The sequence below is a fragment of the Sphingomonas sp. So64.6b genome (assembly GCF_014171475.1).
GTDB lineage: Bacteria > Pseudomonadota > Alphaproteobacteria > Sphingomonadales > Sphingomonadaceae > Sphingomonas > Sphingomonas alpina_A.
Genome location: NZ_CP048817.1, coordinates 507,750 through 532,020, shown reverse-complemented (window position 1 = coordinate 532,020; position 24,271 = coordinate 507,750). Strand labels below are relative to the sequence as shown.

The 24,271-nt window shown below is 63.7% G+C and carries 24 protein-coding genes; 12 read left to right on the top strand and 12 right to left on the bottom strand.

Annotation, left to right across the window (positions count from 1 at the left end):
- Positions 1-69 precede the first annotated feature (69 nt).
- Both G4G27_RS02460 and typA read right to left on the bottom strand, forming a co-directional pair.
- Positions 70-3,495, bottom strand: a complete 3,426-nt coding sequence (locus tag G4G27_RS02460) for an acyl-[ACP]--phospholipid O-acyltransferase (RefSeq protein ID WP_183111786.1) — start codon at positions 3,493-3,495, stop codon at positions 70-72.
- A gap of 241 nt (positions 3,496-3,736) precedes the next feature.
- Positions 3,737-5,572: a translational GTPase TypA gene (gene typA, locus G4G27_RS02455; RefSeq protein ID WP_183111784.1), complete on the bottom strand. Its 1,836-nt coding sequence runs from the start codon at positions 5,570-5,572 to the stop codon at positions 3,737-3,739.
- 263 nt (positions 5,573-5,835) lie between these two features.
- Between typA and G4G27_RS02450 the strand changes: the two genes are divergently transcribed.
- Entirely contained in the window at positions 5,836-6,234 is a 399-nt protein-coding gene (locus G4G27_RS02450; RefSeq protein WP_183111782.1) for a hypothetical protein, read from the top strand.
- Positions 6,235-6,337: 103 nt separating this feature from the next.
- Here the strand turns inward: G4G27_RS02450 and G4G27_RS02445 are convergent, their stop codons facing one another.
- A complete protein-coding gene (locus tag G4G27_RS02445) occupies positions 6,338-7,594 on the bottom strand; it encodes a serine hydrolase domain-containing protein (RefSeq protein WP_183111780.1) in 1,257 nt (418 codons plus the stop codon).
- Between the two features lie 247 nt (positions 7,595-7,841).
- Between G4G27_RS02445 and G4G27_RS02440 the strand changes: the two genes are divergently transcribed.
- The 3 genes from G4G27_RS02440 (at position 7,842) to G4G27_RS02430 (ending at position 11,020) form a co-directional block, all read left to right on the top strand.
- Positions 7,842-9,542, top strand: coding sequence for a hypothetical protein (locus tag G4G27_RS02440; protein ID WP_183111778.1), 1,701 nt, complete (start codon positions 7,842-7,844; stop codon positions 9,540-9,542).
- 159 nt (positions 9,543-9,701) lie between these two features.
- Positions 9,702-10,022: a hypothetical protein gene (locus G4G27_RS02435; protein WP_183111776.1), complete on the top strand. Its 321-nt coding sequence runs from the start codon at positions 9,702-9,704 to the stop codon at positions 10,020-10,022.
- Positions 10,023-10,120: 98 nt separating this feature from the next.
- Positions 10,121-11,020: an SDR family NAD(P)-dependent oxidoreductase gene (locus G4G27_RS02430; protein WP_183111775.1), complete on the top strand. Its 900-nt coding sequence runs from the start codon at positions 10,121-10,123 to the stop codon at positions 11,018-11,020.
- A gap of 54 nt (positions 11,021-11,074) precedes the next feature.
- On the opposite strand, the gene G4G27_RS02425 is transcribed toward G4G27_RS02430, so the two are convergent.
- Complete coding sequence (locus G4G27_RS02425) at positions 11,075-12,541, bottom strand: hypothetical protein (protein ID WP_183111773.1); 1,467 nt, start codon at positions 12,539-12,541, stop codon at positions 11,075-11,077.
- A gap of 143 nt (positions 12,542-12,684) precedes the next feature.
- Positions 12,685-13,578, bottom strand: coding sequence for a LysR family transcriptional regulator (locus G4G27_RS02420; RefSeq protein WP_183111771.1), 894 nt, complete (start codon positions 13,576-13,578; stop codon positions 12,685-12,687).
- Between the two features lie 80 nt (positions 13,579-13,658).
- Here G4G27_RS02420 and G4G27_RS02415 point away from each other — a divergent pair, with 80 nt between their 5' ends.
- Positions 13,659-14,099 carry a nuclear transport factor 2 family protein gene (locus tag G4G27_RS02415; protein ID WP_183111770.1) on the top strand — a complete coding sequence of 147 codons (441 nt, stop codon included), beginning with the start codon at positions 13,659-13,661 and terminating at the stop codon, positions 14,097-14,099.
- A gap of 67 nt (positions 14,100-14,166) precedes the next feature.
- Complete coding sequence (locus G4G27_RS02410) at positions 14,167-15,198, top strand: hypothetical protein (protein ID WP_183111769.1); 1,032 nt, start codon at positions 14,167-14,169, stop codon at positions 15,196-15,198.
- Between the two features lie 140 nt (positions 15,199-15,338).
- Here G4G27_RS02410 and G4G27_RS02405 read toward each other — a convergent pair whose 3' ends face one another.
- A complete protein-coding gene (locus tag G4G27_RS02405; RefSeq protein ID WP_183111768.1) occupies positions 15,339-15,683 on the bottom strand; it encodes a DUF2794 domain-containing protein in 345 nt (114 codons plus the stop codon).
- A 21-nt stretch (positions 15,684-15,704) separates the two neighbouring features.
- Positions 15,705-16,397 (bottom strand): serine O-acetyltransferase EpsC, encoded by a 693-nt coding sequence (gene epsC / locus G4G27_RS02400; protein ID WP_183111767.1) that lies wholly within the window; start codon positions 16,395-16,397, stop codon positions 15,705-15,707.
- A 237-nt stretch (positions 16,398-16,634) separates the two neighbouring features.
- Between epsC and G4G27_RS02395 the strand changes: the two genes are divergently transcribed.
- The gene (locus G4G27_RS02395; protein ID WP_183113563.1) at positions 16,635-17,330 is read left to right on the top strand and encodes a sulfite exporter TauE/SafE family protein; all 696 of its coding nucleotides are present in this window, start codon (positions 16,635-16,637) and stop codon (positions 17,328-17,330) included.
- A 3-nt stretch (positions 17,331-17,333) separates the two neighbouring features.
- Here G4G27_RS02395 and G4G27_RS02390 read toward each other — a convergent pair whose 3' ends face one another.
- Positions 17,334-17,855: a carboxymuconolactone decarboxylase family protein gene (locus tag G4G27_RS02390; protein WP_183111766.1), complete on the bottom strand. Its 522-nt coding sequence runs from the start codon at positions 17,853-17,855 to the stop codon at positions 17,334-17,336.
- Positions 17,856-17,987: 132 nt separating this feature from the next.
- Complete coding sequence (locus G4G27_RS02385; protein ID WP_183111765.1) at positions 17,988-18,530, bottom strand: peroxiredoxin; 543 nt, start codon at positions 18,528-18,530, stop codon at positions 17,988-17,990.
- A 147-nt stretch (positions 18,531-18,677) separates the two neighbouring features.
- On the opposite strand from G4G27_RS02385, the gene G4G27_RS02380 reads away from it, so the two are divergent.
- Both G4G27_RS02380 and G4G27_RS02375 read left to right on the top strand, forming a co-directional pair.
- Positions 18,678-19,577, top strand: a complete 900-nt coding sequence (locus G4G27_RS02380) for a hydrogen peroxide-inducible genes activator (protein WP_183111764.1) — start codon at positions 18,678-18,680, stop codon at positions 19,575-19,577.
- A 98-nt stretch (positions 19,578-19,675) separates the two neighbouring features.
- Complete coding sequence (locus G4G27_RS02375) at positions 19,676-20,329, top strand: fasciclin domain-containing protein (protein ID WP_183111763.1); 654 nt, start codon at positions 19,676-19,678, stop codon at positions 20,327-20,329.
- Here the strand turns inward: G4G27_RS02375 and G4G27_RS02370 are convergent.
- The 3 genes from G4G27_RS02370 to pgsA are packed head-to-tail and all read right to left on the bottom strand — an operon-like array spanning position 20,326 to position 21,583.
- The gene (locus G4G27_RS02370) at positions 20,326-20,772 is read right to left on the bottom strand and encodes a molybdenum cofactor biosynthesis protein MoaE (RefSeq protein WP_183111762.1); all 447 of its coding nucleotides are present in this window, start codon (positions 20,770-20,772) and stop codon (positions 20,326-20,328) included. The genes G4G27_RS02375 and G4G27_RS02370 overlap by 4 nt on opposite strands.
- Positions 20,769-21,026 (bottom strand): molybdopterin converting factor subunit 1, encoded by a 258-nt coding sequence (gene moaD, locus G4G27_RS02365; protein WP_183111761.1) that lies wholly within the window; start codon positions 21,024-21,026, stop codon positions 20,769-20,771. Before moaD ends, G4G27_RS02370 begins: the two co-directional genes overlap by 4 nt.
- Positions 21,027-21,031: 5 nt before the next feature.
- Positions 21,032-21,583 (bottom strand): CDP-diacylglycerol--glycerol-3-phosphate 3-phosphatidyltransferase, encoded by a 552-nt coding sequence (gene pgsA / locus G4G27_RS02360; RefSeq protein WP_183111760.1) that lies wholly within the window; start codon positions 21,581-21,583, stop codon positions 21,032-21,034.
- 160 nt (positions 21,584-21,743) lie between these two features.
- Between pgsA and G4G27_RS02355 the strand changes: the two genes are divergently transcribed.
- The 3 genes from G4G27_RS02355 to G4G27_RS02345 are packed head-to-tail and all read left to right on the top strand — an operon-like array spanning position 21,744 to position 24,150.
- A complete protein-coding gene (locus G4G27_RS02355; protein ID WP_183111758.1) occupies positions 21,744-23,033 on the top strand; it encodes an MFS transporter in 1,290 nt (429 codons plus the stop codon).
- Positions 23,034-23,081: 48 nt separating this feature from the next.
- The gene (locus tag G4G27_RS02350; RefSeq protein ID WP_183111756.1) at positions 23,082-23,420 is read left to right on the top strand and encodes a hypothetical protein; all 339 of its coding nucleotides are present in this window, start codon (positions 23,082-23,084) and stop codon (positions 23,418-23,420) included.
- Between the two features lie 31 nt (positions 23,421-23,451).
- Positions 23,452-24,150 carry a hypothetical protein gene (locus tag G4G27_RS02345; RefSeq protein WP_183111754.1) on the top strand — a complete coding sequence of 233 codons (699 nt, stop codon included), beginning with the start codon at positions 23,452-23,454 and terminating at the stop codon, positions 24,148-24,150.
- The last annotated feature ends 121 nt before the right edge of the window (positions 24,151-24,271 follow it).

Genomic DNA, 24,271 nt, shown 5'->3' with positions numbered 1-24,271 from the left:
CTCGCGTGGATGCATCACGCGTCGTCTTCTCCGGCGTCGACCGGAGTCGAGATCATCCGTTGCCGATCGTCAGGATTGGGATTCGGGATTCAATGCGTCAGCGCGAGCCGCTGCGGTGCTCTCCATCGTCACATAATCGAGCTTGCCCGTGCCCAGAACCGGCAGTGCCGCAACGATGCGGATGTCGCGGGTGATGGCCAGTTCGGTCACTCCGTTGGCGCGTCCCCATGACTGGAACGCCGCCGCGGTCGCTCCCGCCTCTGTGGTAAACAGGACCAGCTGCTCCCCTTTTCGCGCATCGGGACGCGTCACCACCGCATGTTCGGCGGCCGGCCAGAGCTTCGCGGCATAACCCTCGACCGCGGGCAGCGAGACCATCTCACCGCCGATCTTGGCGAAGCGTTTGGCGCGGCCACGGATGGTGACGAAGCCGGCGGCATCGATCGTCACGATATCGCCGCTGTCGTGCCAGCCATCGACTGGTGGTTGGAGCACGCCGGGCGCGTCGGCCTTGAGATAACCGGCCATGATGTTCGGCCCGCGAATCGACAGGCGACCACCTTCCTCGATCCCAGGCACCGGCTCGACCTTCGCTTCGACGCCGGGCAGCAGGCGGCCGACCGATCCGGCCTGGAAATGCATCGGCGTGTTGACCGCAATGACCGGCGCGGCCTCGGTCGCACCATAGCCTTCAAGGATGCGCAGGCCGAATTTCTCGGCATAGGTCTTGCGCGTTTCGTCCCTCACCCGCTCGGCACCGGCGAAGATGTAACGCAGCGAGTAAAAGTCGTAACCATGCGCCATCCGGGCATAGCCCGACAGGAAGGTATCGGTGCCGAACAGGATCGTCGCGTTCGAATCATAAGCCAGCGCGGGCACGATGCGGTAATGCAACGGGCTCGGGTAAAGCAGCGTCTTCACCCCCGACAGGATCGGCAGCAACGTGCCGCCAGTCAGGCCAAAGCTGTGGAACACAGGCAGTGCGTTGAGCACCACGTCGGAGCGGTTGAAATCGATCCGCGCCGACAGTTGCAGGCAATTGGCGAGTAGGTTGCGGTGGGTCAGCACGACGCCCTTGGGCAGCCCTTCCGACCCGCTGGTGAAGAGGATCACCGCCGGCGCATCGGGCGAGACGCGGTGGCGCCGATGCGACCGCCCGGCCCAGCGTGTCGAGACCAGCGCCCATAGCTTGTCGAACGGGCCGATACCGGCGCCGATATCCTCAAGATAATGGATTTTGATGCCCGCCGCCTCAAGCCCCGCGATCGCGTCGCCCAGCTTGGCCTGGTCGACGAACGCATGAGCAGTCAGGATGGTGTGGATCTCCGCCGCAGTGCACGCCGCCCGCAAATTGGTCAGCCCGGCGGTGTAGTTGAGCATCGCCGGCACACGGCCGATCGCCTGCAGCGCGAAGAAACTCACCACCACGGCGTTGACGTTGGGCAGCAGCACGCCGACCGCTTCGCCCGGTTTGGTCAGCGCGGCGAACGGGCGGCCAAGCGCGATGCTGCCGGTGAGCAGCCGGCCATAGCTCAGCGGATCGCGCTTGATATCCTCGACGATTCCCGCGTGCCCGCCATTGATATCCTTGGCGTCGATCAGCGCCTGATAGAGTGTGCGATCGAGGTCCGAGGTGGCGAAGATCATGTCGCTCATCACGTCGTACAGCTTGCGCCCGGCGGCGGCGCGGCGCTGACGCGCGGTATCGCCCTCCACGTCGAAGCGCAGTGGCGGCAGGATGGTCAACTCGATCTTGGGGAAAGCGCGCAAACGGACCTTCCCCTTGAGCCGCGAGAAAGGCGAATATTGCGCGCCCGAGATGCGCACCGGCACGATCGGCGCATCGGCCTTGTCGGCAACCATGCCGGGGCCGTCGAAGATCTTCATCAGCGCGCCGGTCACCGTGATGCGCCCTTCGGGGAAGATCACCAGCGTGCGCCCTTCGCGCACCGCCTTAACCATCGCCTTGGCGGCCATCGGGTTGGTCGGATCGACCGGAAATGCGTCGAACATGCCGAGGAACGGCTTGACCCACCACGCCTGGGCGATTCGCGTGTGGACGGCGAAGGTCGGCTTGCCCGGCAGGAAGGCGGCAAGCAGCAGGCCGTCGAGGAAGGACACGTGGTTGACCACGACGACCGCGCGCTCGCCCGGCTGCGGCATATTCTCCGTGCCGTGCACTTCGACCCGATAAAGCAGCACGAGCAGGCCGCGAATCATCGCCTTGAACACTGTTTCCGGCAGCAGCCAGCAGGAGATCAGGGCGATCGCCAGCGTGGCGAAACCGGTCGCGCCGATCACGCCCGGCACGCTGGTGCCGTTAGCGAGCAGCACCGTGACCACCGCGACCAGCAGCACCGTGACGACCGCGTTGACGATGTTGTTCGCGGCAATGATGCGCGAGCGTTGCTCGGGCGCGCTCTTCGTCTGCAGAATGGCGTAAAGCGGCACAATGAAGATGCCGCCGGAAAAGGCGATGCCGACCAGCGCGAACAGGATGTGCCAGCTTCCCGCCGTGGCGAGGAAGGCGGATACATCGGCGTTCGGCGTGAGGATGGTGAAGGTTCGCGTGGCGATCCACAGGTCGATCAGGAAGACGGACAGCGCGAGCGCGGAGACCGGCACATAGCGTGCCGATACCTGGCCGCCGAGCAGCTTGTTCACCACCAGCGATCCGACCGCCACCGCGACCGAGAAAACGAGCAGGAATAGGGTGACGACGTGCGGGCCCGCGCCGAGCGTGCCGCTGACCAGCGGCGCGAATTCCGATAACAGGATTGCGCCGACCGCAAAGAACCAACTGATCCCGAGGATCGCCAGCCACACGCCGCGCCCGGCCTGCGCCGCGGCGAGGATCTCCCAGGTGCCTTTGAAGATATTGCGTTCGATCTTCAGCTCCGGCGCCACCGCCGGCGCGGACGGCACGGCCAGACTGGTCAGGAAACCGAGCACTGCCACGCCGGTCGCGACCAGCCCCGCCTCCCAGGGCGGGATCACGCCGCCGAGTAATTGCCCGGCAAGAATCGCAAGGAACGTGCCGGCCTCGATCAAACCGGTGCCGCCCATCACTTCGTTGGGGCCGAGATGCTGCGGCAGGATCGAATATTTGACCGGCCCGAAAATCGTCGAATGCACGCCCATCAGGAACAGGCAGGTGAGCAACACCGGCACCGACTGGAACCAGAAACCGGCCAGCGACAGCGCCATGATACCGATCTCGGCCAGCTTCACCGCCCGCACCAGCCACGCCTTGTCCCATTTGTCGGCCAATTGTCCGGCCAGCGCGGAAAGCAGGAAATAGGGCAGGATGAACAGGCCGGTGGCGATCGTCGCGAGCAGTTCGGCTTTTTCCGGCGCCGCCTTGTAGATGGTGAAATTGGCAAGGAACAGCATCGCGAACTTGAGCAGATTGTCGTTGAACGCACCGAAGAACTGGACGACGAACAGCGGTCCGAAACGGCGTTTGCTCAGCAGCGACAGGTCTGGTGCGGACATGCTCGATTCCCCTTGGGCGATCGCTAGCGAAGAAAACTTAACGGGCAGCGACAGGTGGCGACCATCATGGACACCACGAGCGCTGACGCAATTGCCAACGTCCTCATACCTTTGATAACAGAAATTGATCACTGTTCAATAGATTAATTGAACAGTGTCTTTAATTGGTCGATGCGATAATCCTGGTGAGATAGGCCCAGAAACAAAAGGGGCGCCCGGATCGCTCCGGACGCCCATTTAATCACGCCGCCTTGGCGCGGCTTGCGCGCTTGCGCTCGTTCGGGTCGAGGTAACGCTTGCGCAGCCGGATCGAGCGCGGCGTTACTTCGACCAGCTCGTCATCGTCGATATAGGCGATCGCCTGCTCCAGCGTCATGCGCCACGGCGGAGTCAGCCGGATCGCATCATCCTTGCCGCCCGAGGCGCGGAAGTTGGTCAGCTGCTTGGCCTTCATCGGATTGACCTCGAGGTCATCGGTCTTGGCATTCTCACCGACGATCATGCCTTCGTAGAGCGCTTCCTGCGGCGCAACCATCAGGATGCCGCGCTCCTCGAGCGGGCCGAGCGCATAGGCATTGGCCTCGCCCGCGCCATTGGAGATCAGCACGCCATTCTTGCGGCCTTCGATCTTGCCCTTGTGCGGACCATATTTCTCGAACAGCCGGTTCATGATCCCGGTGCCCCGTGTGTCGGACAGGAATTCGCCATGATAGCCGATCATGCCGCGCGACGGCGCGGAGAAGGTGATGCGGGTCTTGCCGCCGCCCGACGGGCGCATGTCGGTCATCTCCGCTTTGCGGATGTTCATCTTCTCGACGACCGTGCCCGAATATTCCTCGTCCACGTCGATGATGACGGTTTCGTACGGCTCGGTCTTGGCGCCGGTTTCGTCCTCGCTGAACAGCACGCGCGGGCGGCTGATGCCGAGTTCGAAGCCTTCGCGGCGCATCGTCTCGATCAGCACGCCGAGCTGAAGCTCGCCGCGGCCGGCGACTTCATAGCTGTCGCGGTCGGCCGCTTCGGTGACCTTGATAGCGACGTTCGATTCGGCTTCACGGAACAGGCGGTCGCGGATCATGCGGCTGGTCACCTTGGTGCCCTCGCGGCCCGCCATCGGCGAATCATTGACTGCGAAACGCATCGACAGTGTCGGCGGGTCGATCGGCTGCGCATGAAGCGGCTCGCTCACGCTCGGGTCGCAGATCGTGTTCGACACGGTGGTGGTGGTCAGGCCGGCGATCGAGATGATGTCGCCCGCGCTCGCCTCATCGACCGGCACGCGCTCGAGGCCGCGGAAGGCCATGATCTTCGATGCGCGACCAGTCTCGACGACCTTGCCGTCATTATCCAGCGCATGGATCGCCATGTTGGTCTTGACCGAACCCGAGAAGATCAGGCCGGTCAGGATGCGGCCAAGGAAATTGTCGCGGTCGAGCAACGTCACCAGAAACTTGAACGGCCCGTTCGGATCGGCACTCGGCGCGGGCACGTGCTTGACGATCGTTTCGAACATCGGGGTCAGCGTGCCTTCGCGCGCATTCTCGTCGGTGCTGGCATAGCCATTGCGGCCCGAAGCATAGAGCACCGGGAAATCGAGTTGCTCATCGGTCGCTTCGAGGCTGACGAACAGGTCGAACACTTCGTCGAGCACTTCCTGGATGCGCGCGTCGCTGCGGTCGACCTTGTTGACCACGACGATCGGACGCAGGCCGAGTGCAAGCGCCTTGCCCGTGACGAACTTGGTCTGCGGCATCGCGCCTTCGGCCGAATCGACCAGCAGGATGACGCCGTCGACCATCGACAGGATGCGCTCCACCTCGCCACCGAAATCGGCGTGACCCGGCGTGTCGACGATGTTGATGCGCGTCTTGTGGCCGTGATGATCGTCCCACTCGACGCTGGTGCACTTGGCCAGAATCGTGATGCCGCGCTCTTTTTCGAGATCGTTCGAATCCATCGCACGCTCTTCGATGCGCTGGTTGTCGCGGAACGTGCCGGACTGGCGGAACAGCTGATCGACCAAAGTCGTCTTGCCGTGATCGACGTGCGCGATGATCGCCACATTGCGGAGGCTCATAAGTGTATCCGGTGCTTTGCTTGAGATGTAGCGCGCGCCGATAGCGCAAATGCTGCGTCGCGGAAAGGGGCTGTGGACGCGAAACGGCTTATCGCCCGAACGGAACGGCCCGATCGCCCCTATCGCGCCGCGCAAGAGGGAGCAGCACGGCACGCTCGCTCCAATATGAGCCAGCTGACCGGAATCGAGACGTTTATCGCCCGCTAACCTTCTTTGGCCAGTGTCCCCCGAGCGATATCGTCGTCGTCGGGGGGATTTGTCGGGTGAAGCTATTCGACTGGTTGCAGCATCGTCAGCACGGCATGGCCCAGGACGGCATGGGCCACGGCCAGGCCGAGCCTGTGCGATGCGGCGCGCGGCCGAGACGCTTCTACGACGATGCGCGTCATCGCTCACTGGGCAAGGTCGCGAAGGTCATGGTCGAAACCTGGGATACCGGACCGTTCGCGACCGATATCTGCTGGCTGCTCGCCGATGCCGAGGACCATATCCTGTTCGTGCTGCCGACCGGCGCGCTCGAAGGCAAGGCGCTGCTCGCGCGGATCGGCAAGCGACCGGGCTTCGACAAGACCGCGCTGCGCCGGGCGATGAAATCGACCCGCAACGAACGCTTCACCGTGTGGCAGCGCGACCTGATCGCCGACAAATCGAAGACGCGATAAGGTGGACACAGCAGGCGCGGTCATCAGCCACGGGTGCTCGGTCATCAAATGTAATATGCGGTCGCCCGGATTTCGGCGCGGCTTGCCAAAAAGGATAAGGGCATTACCCCTTTAGTCTGAGATCCAGCCAGTCCGTCGGCGGCAGGCCATATAGCATATCGAAGAATTCGAGTTGCAGGCGGGCTGCCGTGGCGCGATTGCTGTTCCACAGCAGCACGATGCCGCTCCTGTCCGCCGGATCGAACAGAATGAGCGAACCATAGCCGTCGACCGATCCGCGGTGACCGACCAGGGAATGGCCGGCATAGGTAAAGCTGCGCCAGGCCAGACCATAGGAGGCATTGGTCAGCGCGCGATCCATCGCGCCGCGCGGGCCGTGCGGCGGTGTCGGGACCCGTGGGCGGTGCATGGTGTCCAGGTCCATGGCCGACAGCACGCTCGGCGCGTCGCCCATCTGCGCCCGCATCCAGCGGGTGAGGTCGCTGATCGAGGAATTGACGCCGCCCGCCGCGGGGATGCGATAATAGGCGTCATCCAGTTTCGCGTGCGCCTTGGCCAGATGATGCGGCCGTGCCCAGCTCAATGCGGCCTCCAGCCCGGCGCGACCGACACTTGCATTGGTCATGCCCAGCGGCGCGAACAGGCGCGCGCGGGCGACCGATCCGTAATTCTGCCCCGTGATTCGCTCCACGATCTCTGACGCGGCGTCGAAGGCGATGTTCTGGTAGGTGTAACAGGTGCCGGGCTGACAATAAGCCGGGAGCGTGCCGAGCTGGCCACGGATCAGCTTCGGATTCTCACCCGCCTCCAGCCGATCGTCCCAGGCGTTGCGGACCAGACCAAGCCGCTGCGAAAGCAGATCGGCCACCGTGGCGCGCCGGATATCGCCTGGGATTGTGAGAGTCGTCCCCATGGACGCCAGCGGCGCATCGAGCGACAGCCGGCCATCCTCGGCAAGCTTGGTGACCAGCGCGGAGGCCACGCCCTTGGAAAGCGATGCCCAGCGGAACACGGTGTCGGGCGTGACGCGGTCGCCCGAACCCGCAAGCGTCTCGCCATAACCGCGCAGGAACCGCACTTTCCCGCGTTCGACCGTACCGACCGCCAGACCGACCATGTCGGGCTCCTGCATCAGCTCGGTGATCCGCTCGTCCAGCCGCCGATAATCGACCCGTGCCGGCTCATCGCGGGTGGCGCGATCATCCGATAGCGCGATCGTGACGCTGTTGGCCGGTTTGGCCGGTGCGGCCCGATCCAATCTGGTGATGCCCAGAATCGCTCCAGCGCCCGCCAGCACCGTAAGCCCCAGAACCACGTAGCGCGTCGTTCCTCGCCGCTGCGTGTCCGTCAATCTCTGCATTCTCGTTCCGACTTCCCGGGCATGGCTCAAGCGATCGCTCATGGAGCCTCGGCTCTCTGTTGCCAATGACGCCGGATGCACCGGGCAGAGAATTCGAACGCCTTGTCGATCTCTGCCGCACAACCGTGCCGAGCCGAGGCAGTATCGGGCATTGGACCGATAAGGAGGCAGTTCTCATTGTATTCCCGATACATGTCGTGAACCTTGGTTGTCGAATTGGGGGTGACGATGGCTGAACAGGATGACGATGGATCGCTTTGCCACCACCAGCCTTGTCGGCTTTGCGCCCGCGCCGGTTTCGACACGACTAATATCTGGAAGCGCGACGGTACGCAGCTACGGGACAAGCTGGGTCGGTGACGACAGCGATATCCTGCTACCCGACAGTGTGCATTCATTCGTCGACATCGACATGATGACCTGGGTGGGTGCATTTCTCTGTGCCACGGATGCATTGTTCGCGCCGAAGATGGCAGCGGCGATTGCCGCACTGGATCCGGACCGCGCAGCCTCGCTTGCCAAGCGCAAGCAGCAACTTGCCGATGTCATCGCGCGGACCCTGATACCGGTGCTCTTGATCCCTGGCCAGGTGCCGGCGGTCGAACCGGCGCGCGCGCTTTTCCACCAATCCCTGCTTGAACGTCTCGGCACCGCCTATCCGTCGGAGGTCAGCGACGGCAATCCGCTGCATCTCTTTCCGCCATTGCCCGTGGTCAGCAGTGTCCGCGCGGTCCCCGCGCGATCGCCAATGTCGATCGCGGAGGCGATTTTGTGGGACTGTGTCGCCACCGTCGTGACGCCACAAACGGCACAGGACGAACTGCTGCTGTCGGTCACCATCAACGATCTATCGGCGCCCTCGGTCGATTTGACGGGGAAAGCGGCCGTCGCGGCAGCACCGCATCGATCCGCAGCAGCGACATTGTTCGAAGCGCTTGCCCGAATGACCTTTGAGCATCGGCAAATCGTACCGCATCTCGAGCAGGTGCTATCGGGCGGCAATGCGGCCGTGGCACGCGCCGCGCTGGAACGATTGGATGCGTTGATCGGCGACGTCGCCCGGACCTGGCCGGACTGGTTCGCGCGCACGCTGCCAATCGAAGCGGCAGAGGTCGGATCGGCATCCGCGGTGGATCGGGTCACCTGGAGCTATACGGTCGATTTCAGCCGGCTTCCGGTGCTCTCGGTCACGCGCCTTGCAAGCGATAATGGAGTGTTGCCGCCATGGCCGGCAATCGCCGAATCCGTCGCGCCCCCGGAGGATGGTCAGGCGACCAACAGCTACCAGGCCTCGGCCGGTTTTCCCGCAGAAGCACCGCTGACGTTCACCTGGGTCAAGCTCCCCATATTATGGGCGCAGCAGGTGGATGTCGCGGCAAGCGTGAGGCGCAATGCCAATCTGGTGACGCCCGGCTTGCCCGACGGCACCCTGGTCGATCCGGCATTCATCTACAGATCGCCACCAGCACACGGGTCGGCATCTGTCGGTCCGTTTGCCGGCCTGCCATTACAGCCCTTCCAGTTCGGGGCGGGTGCCGCGAATTTGTCGGAAGCGATGGACGATTTGCTCACGACTTTGCTGGCCGGGCCAACGCTGGCCGGGCTTGCGATACGCGACGTCCAGATCGAAATCGACGCATCTTACAGAATCTCGCTGGGCGCCCAGGACGAGCCTATCGACAGCCCCGTTCCGATATTCCTGACACGAAATACGCTCGCGCTGTCCCCAAGTATCGCGGACGGCTCGATTCCGGTGACCGCATTTCGGCAAAACGTGATCGATGCGCTGATCGCCTGGCATGCGGCCATGCAGCCCGAAGATACCCGCGCCGCGATCCATTTCGCAATCACTCTATCGGCGGCCGGGGCGAAGACTCCCACGCCATTGGTCTTCCTCGGTCAGGCCGGGGCCATTGTCCCGATCGCGCAAGCGGATTGGTGGCGGTGATTGGTGATGTCGATCTGATGCGCTTTGTGAAAGCGGGCCAGGAGCCGGATCATCCGCTTTCCGCGCATTTTCAAAACGACTCCGAAACGGGAGCCAATGCGCGACATGCGCGTTGGGGTGGCGCGCTTGTTTTGGCGCAATGCTATCAGGAGACCCTTGATGAAGCTGATCCTATTGGCCGCAGCCGCGTTTATCGCGGTTCCAGCAGTGGCACAGGATACCCCCGCACAGCCCGCAGACGCAGCCCAGGCGGCGCCAGCCGCCGACCCGAGCACCACCGATGCCACGCCTGCCGGTACGACAGGTGGCTATGGTCCGACCGGTCCGGCGCTGAGCGGCCCGGTGCAGCCCGGTGCGACCGTGGTCTATCGTCAGGCTCCGGCGCCCGATCAGGCCTATCCGGCCCCGCCGCCGCTGGCCAAATATCCGATATGCAAGCGCGGCCAGACCGACAATTGCATGCAGCGCGGCGGCCGCTGATCCGCAATCCGGGCGCTGCGCCAAGCATGCGCCCGGATGGCTTTTCCTCGCGAGAATGATCGCCTAGGAAGCGCTCGAAACATTTCGGGAGCTTTCGCATGTCCATTCGCTTCGACGACCGCGTTGCCATCGTCACCGGTGCGGGCGGCGGCCTTGGCCGTACCTACGCACTCGATCTCGCGCGCCGTGGTGCGAAGGTGGTGGTCAACGACCTTGGCGGATCGCGCGACGGCACCGGCCATTCCGACGCCGCGCTGAAGGTTGTCGAGGAGATCAAGGCGGCCGGCGGCGAAGCGATGTCGGATGGCGGCAGCGTCACCGAATATGAGCATATGGTCGAACTCGTCGCCAAGACGAAAGAGAAATGGGGCGGCGTCCACGTCCTAATCAACAATGCCGGCGTGCTGCGCGACAAGAGCTTCGCCAAGATGGAGCCGGCGGATTTCAAGTTCGTCGTCGATGTTCATCTCAACGGCTCGGCGATGTGCACCAAGGCGGTGTGGGAAACGATGCGCGAGCAGAATTACGGCCGCATCCTGATGACCGCATCGTCGACCGGCCTGTACGGCAATTTCGGCCAGGCAAATTACGGCGCAGCCAAGCTCGGCCTGGCCGGGCTGACCCGGACACTGGCGATCGAGGGCGCCAAGAACAATATCAAGGTCAACACGATCGCGCCGACCGCCGGCACGCGCATGACCGAAGATCTTTTCCCGGCCGAGGCGTTCGCCGCCTTCGCACCGGAAAAGGTCGCTCCGGCCGCGATCTATCTCGTGTCGGAAGACGCACCGACCAACATGATCGTCGGCGCGGGCGCCGGTGTGTTCCAGGCGGCCTATATCACGCTGACTCAGGGCAAGCTGCTGACCGGCGATCAATTGTCGGCGGAGGGGATTGCCGCGCATTGGGCGGAAATCACCGACCGGACCGGCGAACTGACCCCGCAATCGGGCGCAGAACAGTCGATGTCGATCCTGCGCAAGCTGCAGGGCGGCTGAAGGATCGCGGGCCGCCGTCCATCCCATAATGGGGAACGGCGGCCCGCTCCCCGCTCAGAACTCGCCGGCCAGACCAACCCGCGCGACATTGTTGCCGCCCTTTGCATAAGCGAAGCCCGCCGTCACCGCGAGCGGCACCTTGGCCCCGACCCGCGCCGCCAGCGATCCACCAAATGCGACCTCACCGTGAAATACCGCGCTGTTGACCGCCCAGCTTACCCGGCCGGCTTCCGACGGCATTGGTGCTGTGGTCATCGCGACGGCGGCGGCGATGCCACGACGCTCCTCCTTGCGGATCTCATAGGCGAGATCGATCACGCCATCGATACGCGTGGAGAGGATGCCCAGTCTTGAATCGACCGCGCTGAACGCCGCGCCGACATTGTTGTAAGCCGTGCCGCCGATCGAATAGCTCGGTGCCGACACCGCCCCCGTCACCGCATTATAGGCCGCGCCGCCACCCAGCGCCGCCGCTGTACTCTCGCCCAGCGCGTCGCCATGATCGATCGCCGCATCCGCAGTCGCCTGAGCGGTCGCTGCGTTGGTGATCGCTGTGTTCGCCGTTCCTTGAGCAGTCGCCGCGTTGGTCAGCGCGGTGTTCGCCGTCCCCTGAGCAGTCGCCGCATTGGTCAGCGCCGTGTTCGCCGTCCCTTGAGCCGTCGCGGCATTGGTCAGCGCGGTATTAGCGGTGCCTTGCGCCGCCGCCGCATTGGTGATCGCAGTGTCGGCGGTCGTTTGTGCGCCATTGGCGGTTTGCTGCGCGGCAGCGGCCGCCGCGGCGGCGTTGGCGGCGTCCAGCGTCGCATTATAGAGCTGGCCGCCATTCACCGCATCGGTGCTGCCCGCCGCGATATTGCCCGCCCCGACATGGACCAAGCGGCGGTCGTTGCCGCCCGAACCGAATGAAACAATATTGTCCTCGTCGGCGATCGAGCCCGCGCCGATCGCGACCGAGAAATTGCCGTTGCCGCGCGCGTTGTAGCCCAGCGCGACGGAATTGTTGCCGACCGCCTGGGTCAAGTCGCCGATCGCGACCCGCGACGAACCGTCGCCGGCGGCGATGGCGCCGGAACCGATCGCGATGTTGGCGGCGGCATTGCCGCCGGCGTTGGAACCGTTGCCGAACGCCATGTTGAAGCTGCCGTCGCCCGACGCATTGGGTCCCGCGGTGGCACCGTTCCCGTCACCACCGCCGACTGCCACGTTGAAGCTCGCGGCGCCGCTGGCATCGCTGGAAAAGCCGACCGCGGTGTTGCCGCCGTTTTGCGGAACGGTGTGGTCGCCACTGGTATTGCCGCCGCTGGCATCCGCAAAACCGCCGATCGCGGTATTGCCGCTGCCGCCATTGGCGCCTGCCGCATAGCCGCATGCGGTGTTGAAATCCTCGGTGATCTGCGCATTGGGCGTATCGGTCACCGCGCCGTCCGATCCGTCACACACCGCTTGCGCCTGTGCGGTACCTGCAAGCGCAAATGGGCTGAGTGCCATCGCGCCGCACATCATCAGGGTCCGTAAAGTCATCTTGGCCTCCATATCCGAATGCCCGCCCGCCGGTTGGGAGCGATGCCGTGGAGCCAGATGCGCGAAAGGAAACCGTCCGAAACCATGCAAATGAAGGAGGAATTTTTTAAACCAGCGCAAGCTGCGGCTGCCGATCCTCAGCTTCAGACGATGCGCTTGATCAGGCCGCGCAGCCAGATCGACGCTGGATCGGTTTCCAGCCGCGCCGGGTAGAGCAGCCATTGCGGGTCCGCCGACTGATCGATCGGCAGAGTCGCCTCGGCAAGCCCAAGCGGTCCGGCAATGGTGGCGGCGAAGCGTGTCGGCACGATCGCGACGAGGTCGCTGCGCGATGCCAGATGCGCGGCCTGCAAATAGGTCGGCACCGTCACCACGATATTGCGCGCGAGTCCGATGCTGCGCAGCCAGGGTTCGACTGGATCCTCGGCCAAGGCGGCCGGGATCACCGCGATATGCGGCAGCGCAAGCACCGCTCCGCTGTCGCCGGCGTCATGATCGCACGCCCGCGCCTTGCGATGGATGAGCAGGTCATGGTCGCTATACAGGCGATGCATGCGGAACCCGTCATAGACCTGCGGTTCGGTTGAAATAGCGAAGTCGATCTCGTCCTTGCGTCCCGCTGCCAACCCCGGCCAGGCGACGACCTCCAGCCGCGTCCGTGGCGCTTCAATGGCCAGTATTTCGAAAAGTGGTGCCAGCAGCGTCGTCGCGACGACATCCGGCATCGCGGCGCGGAACACCCGCTCGGCCTTTGCGGGCACGAACGCCTCGGGCCGGTAGAGCTCGGCCGCATGGTCGAGAAAAACGCCGATCGTATCACGCAGCGCTTCGCCACGTGGGGTTCGGCGCATTGCGGCACCCGATCGGATCAGCAGCGGGTCGCCGAAATCTGCGCGCAGGCGCGACAGGGCACGGCTCATGCCCGGTTGCGACAGTCCGACCATGGCGGCTGCCCGCGTAACATTGGCGGTGTCGAGGAGTGCCCGCAGCACGACCAGCTGATTGAGGTCGTACCTCCGTAAATTATCGTTCGGCATGATATATATCACCGTTATGCATTTTTGTTATGTTGTTATCTGATCCAGAACCGGTTCGAGCACAACAAGGAGCCCGCTCCATGAGCACCGAAGACAAAACCGAAACCAACAGGGCGATCGTCAAGCGCATTTTCGAAGCGATGGCAGAGGGCGACCGCAGCGTATTCGGCGAAGCATTGCATCCCGATTTCGCCTGGCAGGCGACCGGGTCAGCAAGCTGGTCGCGGCGCTGGGAGGGGCTCGACACGGTGCGGCAGGAGCTGTTCCGGCCATTGTTCGCGCTGTTCGAGGGCCAGTATCGCAGCCATGCCACACGCATGATTGCCGAAGGCGACACGGTAATGGTCGAGGTGCGTGGCGATGTACGCACGCGGCGCGGCGGCCGTTACAACAATCAATATTGTTACATCTGCCGCTTTGCCGACGGCAAGATGATCGAGTTGATCGAATATATGGATACGGCGCTGATCGAGCGCGAACTGGGCAGTTACGAGGATGCGCTAGCGGCGGCGAACGCCTGAGCGTGTTGGTGTATTGTTTTACCAATACACTTATGTTATCCTCCCGTCAGGAACAGGGAGGACTGCCATGTATAGCGAAAGCGATATCGACGGCGCCGTGGCCGCGGGGGTTATCACCCCCGACACCGCCAGCGCGCTGCGTAATCATATCGCCGGCCTGCGGGATACGCCCGCCGTCGATGAAGAGCATTTCCGGCTGCTCACCGGGTTCAACGACATCTTCGTGTCGATCGCGATCGCGCTGTTGCTCGTCGCAGTGGCTCAGATCGGCCAGGTGATCGCGCAGCCGGTCGGCGGGGCGGCCGTTGCGGTCACAGCGTGGCTGCTCGCTGAATATTTCACGCGCCACCGCCGCATGGCATTGCCCAGCATCCTGTTGCTGCTCGCCTTTGTCGGCGGCGTCGCCGCGACGATGATCGGCGCGATGGTCGAGATCGACCCGAATCTGTCGGATCAGGTCAATGCCGGGATCGGCGCCGGCATCGCGTTGATCACCGCAGGGGCGGCCTGGGTGCACTGGCGCCGCTTCATGGTGCCGATCACGGTAGCCGCGGGGGCTGCGGCACTGGTCGCCACCGCGACGGGCCTGGTCATCGCCGCCGTGCCGGCCGCGAAGGATGCGATCTACCCGATCGTGCTGATCGGCGGCCTGGCGGTATTCGCTCTGGCCATGTGGTGGGACATGTCGGACACCGAACGCCGCACGCGCCGCGCCGATGTCGCCTTCTGGCTGCACCTCGCCGCCGCGCCGATGATTGCGCATTCGGTGTTCCAGATGCTTGGCATCTTCGGCAACGATATCGGCGTCGGTACTGCGGTGATCGTGCTCGGCCTGTACCTGGTCTTCGCATTCGTCGCACTGGCGATCGACCGCCGCGCGCTGCTTGTCTCCAGCCTCGTCTATGTCCTTTATGCGATGTATGCGATCATCAACAGCGCCGGCGCGGTCGAACTGAGCGCCGCAATCGCCGCGCTGATCATCGGCTCGGCATTGCTGACCTTGTCCGCCTTCTGGCACCCGATGCGCCGCATGGTGGTCGCCACGCTGGGTAACCTCGGTCGTCGCCTGCCGCCGGTCGGGACGATGGTGCAGGCCTAACATAGACGATCCGTTCGAACGGACCCCTGCCCCGACAGCCGCAAGGCTGTCGGGGTTTTCTTTCGTCTAGGCATTTTCGAGTTGCGTTGCCCCCAACACCCATTCGTTTCGAACGGAGGGGATCTTCGACTTAGGCTGCTCTAGTCAGCCACCAGCTTCATCAACCGTCGTTCCACCGGCGCCAGCACCGCCGGCAGTTCATGGCCGCGTTTCAGCACCACGCCGGCTTCGTTGATCAGTGCCCACATGCCCTGGCGGTTGCGCAGCGCGGGGCGTTTCTCGATCCGAAATTCGGGCCGTTCGGCGGCACGGCGGAAAGCCGCGAACACCGCGGCGTCACGGCCGAGATCCATTGCATAGTCGCGCCAATGCCCCGCCGAGACCATCCGGCCGTAGAGATCGAGAATGCGGGTCAGTTCGGCACGTTCGAACCCCACCTGGGTGGCGGGCCGCTGCGGCGCCGGGAACGGGGTAACGACTCCCATCAGGCTCCTGCCGCGACGCGATCAGGCACGATCGCGCCGTCCCTGGGCCATATCCTCATGCTCGGCGAGCAGCGCCTCGAGGCGCTTGCGCATGGTTTCGAGTTCGCAGCGCAGCAGTTCGACCTTTTGCGTAGCGGGATCGAACATCTCGCTGCACGGCGTGCCATAAGCAAGGAATTCGCCCTGTTTCTGGCCGCCCTCGACCATCGTCGCGCGCGCCGGGATGCCGACCATCACCGCACCCTCCGGCACTTCGCGCGTGACCACCGCATTGGCGCCGATCCGCGCGCCCTTACCGACTATGATCGGGCCGAGCACCTGCGCACCCGACCCGACGATCACGCCATCGGCCAAGGTCGGGTGCCTTTTGCCCGCCACGCCATTATCCGGGCTGGTGCCGCCGAGCGTGACGCATTGATAGATGGTGACATTATCGCCGATCTGCGCGGTCTCGCCGATCACGACGAAACCATGGTCGATGAAGAAATTCCGCCCGATCGTCGCACCCGGATGGATGTCGATCGCGGTCAGGAAGCGCGAGAAATGATTGACCGCGCGCGCAAGGAAGAACAACCGCGCCTTGAACAGGCGATGCGCGATACGGTGATAACCGAGCGCCCAGACGCCAGGATAAGTGAGAATCTCCAACCGTGATCGAGGCGCGGGGTCGCGCGCCTTGATCGAGTCGAGATAGGCGATCAGTCGTCCCATCATTGCGTCCCCTTAGTCGCAACGGCTATCTAGTCCTTCAATCCGGCAAATTAAAGGACCGCACCATCGTAACTTTCCGCCCACAAACCCTATCTTGCTTGTAGGATATCCGGCGGTGAGCGATCTCCGACCTTCGGGCTCTACGCCGGATTGCCTTAGGGGACTGCATTGAGTTCGTATCTTTCGATCGAAACCATCGAGGTAATTTTGCCGTTCATCGCGATCGGCTTTGCCGCGCAGATGGTCGATGGCGCGCTCGGCATGGCGTTTGGCGTGATCTCGAATTCGCTGCTGCTGTTCCTTGGCGTGCCGCCCGCCGCCGCGTCGGCCGGGGTCCACACCGTCGAGACCTTTACCACCGCCGTCTCGGGCATCAGTCATGCGCTCCATCGCAACGTGAACTGGAAGCTGTTCTTCCGGCTGATGATTCCGGGCGTGATCGGCGGCGTTCTCGGCGCTTATGTCCTGTCGAATATCGACGCGAGTACCGCCAAGCCGTTCATTCTGATCTATCTTGCGGGGATCGGCCTGTACCTGCTGTTCCGGGCGATGCATTATCCACCGCGCGAAAAGGAACCGAAGATCGTCGAACCGCTCGGCTTGATCGGCGGCTTCCTCGATGCGGCGGGCGGCGGCGGCTGGGGACCGGTCGTGACCTCAAACCTGCTCGTGCAAGGCGCGAGCCCGCGCATGACGGTCGGCACCGTCAACACCGCGGAATTCTTCCTGACCGCGACGATTTCGGCGACCTTCATCACTCAGTTGGGGTTGGAGGCGTTCACCCTGGCCACGGTGGGCTTGCTAATCGGCGGCGTGATCGCGGCGCCTTTCGGTGCGCTGCTGGCCAAGCGAGTGCCGGCAAAGACGTTGATGTTCCTGGTTGGCATCATCCTGACGCTGACCAGTCTGTTCAACCTCTACCGGGCGCTTGTCTGACGCTTAGTTGACTGCGGCGTGGACCGTCGCGACCGCCTTCAGCACCGCACCGATGCGCACGGCGGTCTGGATCGCCTCGGCCGTGGCGCCGGCCTTTTTGAGTATTTGCTCATGGCTGTCGATGCACATGCCGCAGCCGTTCATGGCCGACACGGCAAGGCTGAATAGTTCAAAATCGACCTTGTCGATGCCCGGCTGACCAATCACGTTCATGCGCAGCTTGGCCGGCATGCGCTGATATTCGTCATTCCCGGCAAGATGGGTGAAGCGGTAATAGACATTGTTCATCGCCATCACTGCCGCCGCCGCACGTGCCGCATTGGCCGCCTCGGGCGACAGTTTGCCGGTCACTTCAACCTCTGTGACATCGACCAGCGGTTTGTAACCGGTGGCGTGCGCGCAGGCGAGCAACAGGCCGAACTTCTGCTGGTCTGGCAGATGCTGTTCGTTGAGCAGCGATCCGACATTGAGGCGGATGTCCTTGGCGAAGTCGGGCAAGGTGCCCGCGAAATCCTTAAGCGACATGATCTTCTTCCTCCCCTCTCGCTTGCGGGAGGGGATTGAGGGGTGGGCTCGCGCTCACCGCGATTGGTGTGTTTTCGAGGAGCGCGCGGGCCCACCCCTGCCCCTCCCGCAAGCGGGAGGGGGTTAAGTCAATCAGGCAGCCAGCTTCAGGACGTCGTCGCCCTTGTTCCAGTTGCATGGGCACAGCTCATCGGTCTGCAGTGCGTCGAGCACCCGCAGCGTTTCGGCGGGGTTGCGGCCGACGTTCAGGCCATTAACTTGTACCGCCTGGATGACGTTGTCCGGATCGATGATGAAGGTCGCGCGGAATGCGACATGCTCGTTCTTGTCGAGGATGCCCAGCGCCGATGCGAGGATCGCGCCATTGTCGGCGATCCACGGGAAATCGGCGGCGGCCAGATCTGGATCCGACTTGCGCCAGGCGAGATGGACATGCGCGGTGTCGGTCGATGCGCCGATCAGCACGGCGTCGCGATCCGCGAAATCGTCCTTGAGATTGGCATAACCGACGATTTCGGTCGGGCAGACGAAGGTGAAGTCCTTCGGCCAGTAGAACAGGACCTTCCACTTACCGGGGAAGCTGTCATGGCTCAGCGTCTCGCCGGCGGGAAGCGCGTCGGTGCCCTGCTGGACGGGAACGGTGAAGTCGGGGAGCGTGTCGCCGATGGTCAACATGGAATTGGGCCTCCTGAAATGGGTCAGCCCTTCGAACATCCTCGCAGATGGAGCGTGGACCGCCCTCTTTGCTGCGCCGCACATAAGCACTGGCTTTTGATCGATCAAGCAGGTTATTCTGCTCGCCTTGATCGATTGAGGCAATCAATGGCCACATATCTCCCCACGCTGAAACAGCTGCAATACCTCGTCGCGTTGCAGGATCACGGCCATTTCGGCCGCGCTGCAGATTCGTGTTTTGTCACGCAATCGACGCTGTCGGCCGGCATCCGCGAGCTCGAGACGCTGATCGGCGTGGTCCTGGTCGAGCGCACCCGGCGTGTCGTCCGCTTCACGCCCCTCGGCGACCGCATCGCCGACAAGGCGCGCCGCGTACTGCGCGAGGCGGAGGAACTGGGTGACCTCGCGCGTGCCGCCGGCCGGCCCTTGTCGGGTGAGATGCGGATGAGCGTGATCCCGACCATCGCGCCGTTCATGCTGCCGCGCATCCTGCCCCGGCTACGGCGCGATTACCCTGAACTGAAGCTGTTCCTGCGCGAGGAACCAAGTGGCGCAGCGTGCGAGGGGCTGCACCATGGCCGCACCGATTGTGTGCTGCTTGCCCTGCCCTATGCGTGCGGGGAGGTATCGAGCGAGTTCCTGTTCGAGGACCGGCTGTTCGTCGCCGGCCCGGAAGCCGAGTTGGGCAATTCGGCGCTGGCGATTCGCGCCGCCGATATCGACGAGACGCGACTGTTGCTGCTCGAGGACGGGCATTGTCTGAAGGATCACGCGCTCGCCGCGTGCAATCGTCCCGAATTGCGCGCCGAGGCGACGATGCTCGGCACGTCGCTGCACACGATCGTGCAGATGGTCGACAATGGCCTTGGCGTGACGATGCTTCCCGAAATGGCGCTGAAGGCGGGGATTCTCGACCATACAGGCCTCACCGCCCGGGTGCTCGACGCGGAAAGCCCGTCGCGCCAGATCGCCCTGGTATGGCGCCGCGCGAGCCCGCGAGAGAAGGACTTCCACCTGCTCGCCCGCGTTCTTGCCGAGGCGCAGTGAGCGTCACGCGACCGACGGGAGAAACCATTTCGTCGCTGAATCGTATCTTTGACGTGCGCCAATGATGCACACGAATTTTTTTACGAGCGGAGACACACATGAATTCCTTTGCCAAACTTCCTCTGGCGGCACTGGCCGGCGCACTCGCAATGGCCGCAAGCTCAACCGCGATCGCCCAGGATACTGCCGCTCCGGCAGCGCAAGCGACGCCAGCCGCCCCCGCGGCACAGACCCCACCGGCAGCCGCCGCCGCGCAATTGCCGCCCAATCCCGCCGTCGGTGGCGCGGCCATGGATGCGACCAAGCCGATCGCCGCCAATGCCGCGGCCGCGCCCAATTTGAGCACGCTGGTTAAGGCGGTGCAGGCGGCCGGCCTGACTGAAACGCTATCCGGCCCGGGCCCTTTCACCGTGTTCGCGCCGACCAATGATGCGTTCAGCCGGCTTCCTCCGGAAACCCTCGCAAACCTGCTCAAGCCGGAGAACAAGGCGACCTTGGTCAAGGTACTGAACTATCATGTCATCTCGGGTACGATCACCGGTGCTCAATTGCTCGCGCAGATCGATGCCGGCGGCGGCAAGGCCGTGCTGACCACGGTCGAAGGCGATCCGCTGACAGTCGCCAAGGAAGGCCAGGCCGTCTCGCTGACCGACGTGAACGGCAACAAGAGCTATCTCGAGATACCGGACGTGCGCCAGTCGAACGGCGTGGTCCATGTCGTCAACGGCGTGGTGCTGCCCAAGCTGAACTAGGCGGACTCATCCCATCGCGCGGCGGCGGCATCGTCGCTGCCGCGCGGTTCGACCCAGCGCGCGTCCTGCCCGCGGGTCTCGCGTTTCCAAAAGGGTGCCTCGGTCTTGAGGCGGTCGATCAGAAAGGTGCAAGCCTCCAGCGCGGCTTTGCGGTGTGCTGCGGCGACGCCAACGAACACGATCCGCTCGCCCGGTCGCATGACGCCGACGCGGTGAATGACGCTGACGGCCAGCAACGACCAACGCTCCGCCGCCTCTTTGGCGAGCGACCACAGCGCGGCTTCGGTCGCGCCGGGATAATGTTCCAGCTCCAACGCATCGACACCGTCATCCGAACGGACCAGCCCGGTGAAGGTCGCGATGCCCCCTGCTCCGGATACTTCGATCGCGGCGAGCTCGGTCGCGAGGTCGATCGGATCGCTCTGGACGGCAGCGCGGATCATCCGCCGGTCACCGGCGGGAAAATCGCCACTTCGCGAGGAAAGCCGAGCGGCGCGTCGAGCGATACGAAAACCTGATCGACCGCGGCGCGCAGCCGGTCATGATCGGCAAAGGCTGCGGCGTGGCCTGCGCTGCGATCGGACAGCCAGTCGATCAACTGTGTGACGGTCTTCACCGCGGCGGGCGGATCGACGCGTTCCTGGCCGGTGCCGACCGCTTCGCGCACCCAGGCGAAATACAGCATCTCGATCGCCACTCGCCTCAATCCATATGCTTCAGGCCGACGCGGAGATAATCCCAGCCGGTCACCAGCGTCAGCGCCGCCGCGCCCCACAAGGCGGCAAGGCTGACTTGCTGGACCCAGGCCCAGCCAGGCAGTGCACCGGCGAGAATCAGCCCGCCGAGCGACACCAGTTGAAGGGTCGTTTTCCACTTGGCGAGCTTCGACACCGGCACCGACACCTGCAACTGGGCAAGGAACTCGCGCAGGCCCGACACGGCCAGCTCACGCAGCAGGATGATGATGCCGGCGATCAGCGACCAGCCGGCGATATCGCGCGTCGCGACGAGCATCAGCACGACCGAAGCGACCATGATCTTGTCGGCGATCGGATCGAGGAAGATGCCGAGCTTCGACACGGTGCCCTGAGCGCGAGCGAGGTAGCCGTCGAAATAATCGGTAATGCCCATCAGGCAGTAGAGTGCAAAAGCGACGGCATAACCCGCCGCCCAGCCGGGCCACCACAGGAACCCGACCAGCAGCGGCACCGCAACGATTCGCGACAGGGTTAACAGGTTGGGCAAGGTCAACATTCCATCGCTCTAGACCGGCATTCGGCCGTGCGAAAGCCCATGACAGGACAGCGTCGCCCAAGGGGACACCGGATAAGCGGTTGCTGCCCCGCTACCGCCTCGTCTATGCCGCCGACACCGTTTCGCCACAAACCAATCACAAACAGGGCCGCTTTAGATCATGCTCAACGCGCTCGGGTTGCTGAAAGAGCGCCGTTTCCTGCCGTTGTTCACGACCCAATTCCTCGGCGCCTTCAACGATAATCTGTTCAAGACGTCGATGGTGCTGTTCGCGACCTACCAGATTTTCAACGATCCGGCGGCCGAATCCAATTTCAACGCGCTGGCGACCGGCCTCAGCATCATCTCCTTCTTCCTGCTCTCTGCATTGTCGGGGCAACTCGCCGACACAACGGACAAGGCCAAGATCATCCGCATCGTGAAGACCGCGGAGATCCTGATCATGCTGCTCGGCGCCGCCGGACTGTTGATCGCCAAAGCCGGCCACACCGGTATCGGCATGTTCATGATGCTGCTGGCGGTGTTTGCGCTGGGTATTCATTCGACCTTTTTCGGGCCGATCAAATACGCCATCCTGCCACAGCATCTGCAACCGGACGAAGTACTCGGCGGTACCGGCCTGGTCGAGGCAGGTACTTATCTCGCCATCCTGCTGGGCACCGTGGTTGCCGGCTGGATCTCGGCCGAGGGTGCGGCGGTGACCGTACTGGTGGTCGCGGGAATCGGCTGGTTCGCGGGGCGGCAGGTGCCGCCGGCACCGCGCGAAGGCGCAGTGCTCAAGCTCAATTACAACCCCTTCACCGCCTCCTGGCGGTTGATCAGGGCGACGATGCACATCCCGCGCCTGTTCCTGGCGATCTGCGCGATTTCCTTTTTCTGGACGATCGGATCGGTGCTGATCATCGTCTTCCCACCACTGGTCAAGAATGTGCTGACCGCCGATGAGCGCGTCGCGAGCCTGGTCATCGCGATCTTCTCGGTCGGGGTGGCGATCGGCTCGGTGGTGATCAACTCGATGCTCAAGGGCAAGATTTCCGCCAAATATTCGCCGGTTTCGGTGATCGCGATGGGCGGTTTCGTCGTGATCTTCTCGCTGCTCGCGCGGACCTGGATACCGGCCACGGACGGCCACCTTTACGGCGTGGTGGAGTTCTTCACTCAACCACGCGCGATCCCGGTGACCCTCTCGCTGCTGGCGATCGCGATTACCGGCGGCATGTTCGTGGTACCGCTCTATGCGTTCCTGACCACGACCGTGACCAAGGATCAGACCGCGCGCACCGTGGCCGCGAACAACGTGGTCAATTCCGGCGCGATGACCGTCGGCGCGTTCACCGTGTTGTTCCTGATCTGGCTAGGGGTGTCGCCCGAGGACATGATGCTGCTGGTTGCGGGCATGTGCCTGGTCTCGGCATGGATCGCGCAGAAGCTGCATCTCGCCTGCGATTAGGTCGCAGCGAAACATCAAAGCAGCATCGGTGTAAGCGGAATCATCCCGGTGGAGGGTGATCCTTTAGAAAATAAAGCTGTAGATACAGATGAAGAAGGCGGTGAAGCTCAGCACGAAGAGCTTCAGGTCGCCGTCTTCGTTGCGCAGCGGTTTGACGGCCCTGGCCGGCGCAAGGGTCTGCCGGAAAGGGTGGCGGGGCGCTTGAGCGCCGAGAGTGAATTGGCTTCGCATGACCAACAGTTAACGCTTCGTTTACGATTTGGGCCAGCGCGACTTATGGTTACCAAAGTCTTAATTCGGGACGGTGCGTCTGTCTTGAAATCGATAGGGCGCCGCCGCAGCGTCGCCGCTGCAACGGCGATTGCGGACGATATTCGGCTGGCATAGAATTGGCGGTGGACCTGTGCGGGGGCATGCCATGAAAATCATCTTGCGTCGGATCGGCGGTATCGCTTTCCTGGCATGGGCCACGTCGGCCATGGTGCCGTTCGCCCATGCCGCCAGTTTCGATTGCGCAAAGGCCAAAACCCGCGCGGAGAAAGTGATCTGCGCTGATCCGCAGCTTTCGAAGCTGGATGAGGAACTCGCCACCGCCTATCGCGCGGCGCTGACGGTATGGGGCGGGCGGATCGCCGACTATGTCAAAATGACTCAGCGTGGCTGGATGGGCGGCCGGGCACTGACCCCTCCGGGAATAAGCGGCGGCGGCATCATGTGCGACGATGACGCGCAGCGCGTGACGTGCCTGCGCAGCCTCTACACCAATCGTATTGCGATACTCAAAAGCCCCGACTTCCGGCTTGGCGGCATCTATATGCGCGACCAGGACATGCTGCGTATCAGGCCGGTGCCGGGCGGCCTGGAGGCGGGTTATGCGCTGGCGGGCCCGGACGTGGCGCAGGGCTTTACGAACGAAGGAAATCCGGTGCGGGTGACACCCGGTCAAGCAGCCCTGACCTTTCCGTTTGTGGCCGACGGGGCCAACACCTGTCGCCTCGACGCCGCCTTCGCCGCCGATGCGGTGGTACTGACGCAGCACGGCCCTTGCTCCGGGGAGTCACTTGGCGGGCGCTGGGTGCGTGTGATGGATCGCGACCCGGACGACGAGTCTTTCTGAGCCGGGTGTCAGGCGCCCGACGAAGGTTGCGGCGGCGCCGTGATGGCGGCAATTCGATCGACGTGCCGGCCATCCGGTAACCCCGCCGCGTTGCATCGCGGGATTACCGGATCGAATTGAG